This is a genomic window from Streptomyces sp. NPDC090442 (assembly GCF_044769405.1).
In the GTDB taxonomy this organism is placed as follows: Bacteria; Actinomycetota; Actinomycetes; order Streptomycetales; family Streptomycetaceae; genus Streptomyces.
Genome location: NZ_JBIVXW010000175.1, coordinates 1 through 4079, shown reverse-complemented (window position 1 = coordinate 4079; position 4079 = coordinate 1). Strand labels below are relative to the sequence as shown.

The 4079-nt window shown below is 58.9% G+C and carries 2 protein-coding genes and 1 pseudogene; 1 reads left to right on the top strand and 2 read right to left on the bottom strand.

All coding sequences use genetic code 11. From position 1 onward, the window contains the following. Positions 1 to 422: 422 nt before the first annotated feature. Positions 423 to 788 (top strand): annotated as a pseudogene (locus ACIQU6_RS43910) (IS4 family transposase); the annotation flags it as partial. A 493-nt stretch (positions 789 to 1281) separates the two neighbouring features. Here the strand turns inward: ACIQU6_RS43910 and ACIQU6_RS43905 are convergent. Together ACIQU6_RS43905 and ACIQU6_RS43900 are read right to left on the bottom strand one after the other, a co-directional pair. Further along, a complete protein-coding gene (locus tag ACIQU6_RS43905) occupies positions 1282 to 2319 on the bottom strand; it encodes a S8 family serine peptidase (protein WP_403488213.1) in 1038 nt (345 codons plus the stop codon). A 921-nt stretch (positions 2320 to 3240) separates the two neighbouring features. Beyond that, positions 3241 to 3651, bottom strand: coding sequence for a hypothetical protein (locus tag ACIQU6_RS43900; RefSeq protein ID WP_403488211.1), 411 nt, complete (start codon positions 3649 to 3651; stop codon positions 3241 to 3243). Positions 3652 to 4079 lie beyond the last annotated feature (428 nt).

Here is a 4079-nt window from a genome sequence, read left to right as displayed (position 1 = left end):
GAGATGTCCTACCAGCCCTTCAACCGCCCCTCGACCTACTGAAACTCCCCTGACCTGCCCAAACATCCCAACACCCGGACTTTGCAACAGCCCTGCCCGCCAGATGAGGCAGGAGTGCCTCGAAGCTCCGCGAAGTACACCCGAATCATGATCACAGCCGCGCCGTCCGGAGATCACCCGATCACAAGATCAGCGACTGAGCCGAATTACGTGACCGTTCACAACCGCCTGCGGCGTCACCCCCAGCACCTGCGCGACCTTGCCCTGCCGCACCCCCTGTTCGAATAAGCCAGCTGCCTGTGTGCGCCGACGCTCAGCCTCAACTGCACTCACCGGCCTGCGAGTTCGACTCCCCATACACCCGGTATGCCGAACCTCACCAGATCAACAAACACGACGTCAAACATCAGTACAGCTGCCGTGTCCGAGTCGTCGAGTACGAAGTGACCAACCGTGAAGGCAAAGGAGAAATCTTCTGCCTGATCACCACCATCATGGACCCGGACGCCGCCAGCGCCGCGGAACTCGCGGCGGCGTATGCAGAGCGCTGGGAATTCGAATCCGGCCTCGACGAGATCAAAACCCACCAAAGAGGGCGCGGTGCTGTATTGCGCTCGAAGTCCCCGGACATGATCGAGCAAGAGATCTGGGCTCTCCTGTTAACACACTATGCAGTCCGGCATCTGATGCGTGAAGCAGCCGACCAGGCCGACATCGGCCCCGACAGACTGTCTTTCCTCCGCTCACTGCGCATCATCCGCCGTCAAATCACTGACCAGGCGGGCTTTCCCTCTCAGCGTCTCGCGAAAGCCCTTGAAGTAGCCCAAGCGGAAATCCTCGAAAGGCCCAACCCGCACCGGCGCCACCGCACCAGCCCACGAGCCGTCAAACGCATCCACGTCCACGCCTACCGGAAGAAACAACGTACCGAAACCACCATCCGCCACCCCGAACCACCGGACATCAAAATCCTCGCCGTTTCTTAACTACGCGGCATTGGACCCCTGGGCTGCATCGACATCGCTTCACTCCCCACCAACACCACACGGCAGGCTTCCGGCCGCACAAGCGATCATCCCGTCAGCGAGACGCAGCCCGCAGGCAATTGAGCAACAAAGCCCAGGGCGACTCTGTTGCTCAATTCGCCGGACCTGCGGATCTGGCTGACTCCGGTTGGCCTGAGGCATTGAGCAACAAAGTCGCACTGGCTACACCACGGTGTCACCTCCGCTCTGCTGGCGCACGGAAAAGGCTCAGTAACTTCCCGGCATTGACTTGGAATCAGCCCTGGAGGGAGATGGGAGGCGTCTGGGGGAAGAGAGGCCGCATCCCAACGACCCTAGCGGCATCGGGAATACCTCGTCCGGTGACGTGGGAAGCAGTCACGGGAACACTACTTGTGGTCAAGACGGAATGCAGGTGATGCAAGCGGGTAAAGGTCCGCGTTTGGTTGCGCAAGCCCGGATGGTGAGCAAGAGCAAGGGCCGATAGCGCGGTGATATGAGCCGCAGCCAGCGCTGTGCCATCGACAGTGGTATAGGAGGACTCACCCGCCGTAGTGAGAATGTTGGTACCAGGCGCCGCCAAATCGGCACCTGGAACAGTTGGGGCGTAGGAAGGCGTGTAGAGCACTCCTGCTGTCTGCTGACCATTACGAGGGGCAACCCAAGAGGAGTTGCTGTGAGCGAGCGCGGTGACAGCGAGAACACCGGGCACGGCAGCAAGAAAGGTCACATGTCCACCTGTGTCGCCTACGGGTGCAATAGCGACGATCCCTGCGGTGTGAAGATCGCGAATCTTCAAAGCGATCAGCCAGGAGGGATTGGGATAGGAAAGGTTGACCTGTACGACATCAGTGCCGTGCGCCAGGCACCAGTCCATAGCCTTTAGGAGGTCACTGATACGACCCCCGGGGTAGAGCTTGAGGGATTGAATCTGGGACTCAGGAGCGATCCCTGTGATACCTGTACCGTTGTCAGCCGAAGCAATAACACCGGCACAAGCGGTCCCGTTTCCTGTAGCATCACATTCCCACAGCGATGTACCGGCATGCGTAAAGTCCTTTCCTCCACAAATGGCTCCCTTGAGATCTGGATGAGCTGCGTTGACACCGGCGTCGATCAAAGTAACGATGATTCCCTTACCGCGGTATTCGGAGGGAAGTTCATGCAAGCGCATAGCATGCTGCCCCCATGTAGTGACGCCCTTCTCAAGGAAGTTGTGGATGAAATCTTCCAGCGGTCTCACTTCAATGGAAACCTCACTCACGCCGTCGGGGAGGTTGGGATGTTCAAGACGGACAGGCCAGTAGTCAGCCATGGGGCGAACATAGAGACCCCGCAAAGTAGACGGAGTATCGCAGGGAAGTTGGAGTCTGGCGACGCCATCGCTGTCCGTAATTGCGTGAACAACAGGGACAGCAGTGCCCACAGCCCACACGTGGGACTTAGATGGGCCCCCATCGGTGCCATGGACGCGAACTGTGAGTTCAGAGGATTCGACGACCGGTGTCGCGAATACAGGGTCCGGCACGGAAGCAACTGCTGCGGAGTTTGGGTACATCAGTGGTTGGTCGAGCTCGACGATGAAACGAGGGTTTGCGGCGAGCCTTCGCGCGTAATCGTGAGTCATATTCACGATCGCAATGGGTGGACACGCAGGGCCTGGACCTCCCAGTCCTGCTAGGGCATTCCACTGGAATGGTTGAATCGTTTCAACCAGCTCCACGTCAGAGTCCGCTTTGAGAGAATGAAACAGGTCCACCCCGTCGAGCTGGTTCAGCACGCCAGGCGCAAAAAGCTCAGCAGTACGCGGAGCGATCAGGTATCGCCCCACTGACGGTTCAACACCCTGCTCACCCTCCCGCGTACGCACGGATGCACGTTCTGTAGCCGCGTAGGACGACTCTTGATTGTATCCCTGATTCCCCACCGAACCTTCCACGAAATGCGGATTCCAATAAGATTTCTGCATGTTTCGCACCTACTCCTCTTCATACTGCCCATTTGAGTGGGCGGGAGGACGTTCGACCTCAATTGCAAGCTCCGGCCGTTCTAGCAGTCGGCTGCCTGAGCCCAGTTCCGGCCGCGCAGATAAGTCAACGCGGCCGGAAGACTCGCTCGCTTGGCGAAAATTTCACCTACTCATGGCAGCGCGATGATGCATGATCTCGCCAAATCGCACTTCGCCTGGCCGATTCGCAGGATTGACACGAGACACCCGCACAATTGGGATGTTCGGTCACACACCCATTGCAGCGAACGTCGGAACGTGCTGTGCATTGATCGGAGTCTGGGGAATGCCCGTGCCGTTCGACCAATTGGCGGCTACCTGCTGGTTGCCGAGGAGGTTCATCTTCGAGTCGATCTCACGAGCCCCCAAGTGAGGGGACAGGTTACTCTCGACGACCGGTACAATCCAGCGTGCGCATTCGGCCAGAGACGCAGCCAGCACATAGGCTGCCTGACGCGCAAGGTCTGAAATTTGCTGCTGACCGGCGGCGCAGTACTCCGGAGTTGGCGCCCAAGGGCGCTGAGGGCCCAAGGGAGAAAGCGTCACGAGCGGAAGCTGCTGGCCTGCCTGCCCATAGGGCTGAGGAAAAATCTGATTGAACGGGACGAACGAGGACTGAGGGGTGAAGCACACCGACATCGTTTCCTCCTTTGGTTGTGGACAACCACCTACGGGGCAATCCCTGCTGGCGGGTCACTACCAATGATCACACTGGAACCATATAATCCAGCTAAACACGCCGCTTATCTACTCGAAGTTCCCCCGAGTCGCGGAAGGCGTTGACAGGGGCATCAGCCTCGATTCGCCAGAAGGGTGGCCGAGGCGGAACTCTCTTTTCTCCTTCATTTCCACAGGTCGGCAGGGCATTCAGGGCGAGTAGGGTCGAGGACTGGCGCGGTGATGCGTGACGTTCCATTTCCAGCCCCAGCCGCTTCAACCCGTGCATGCAGTTTGAGGTTCCCCCGGGATCAGGGCAGGGCTGTTGCAAAGTCTTGGGGGTTCCACGAATCTGCAGGTCACAGCTGGGTGACGGTCTGTCAGGATGGCCTCTCCGTATGCAACGAAGC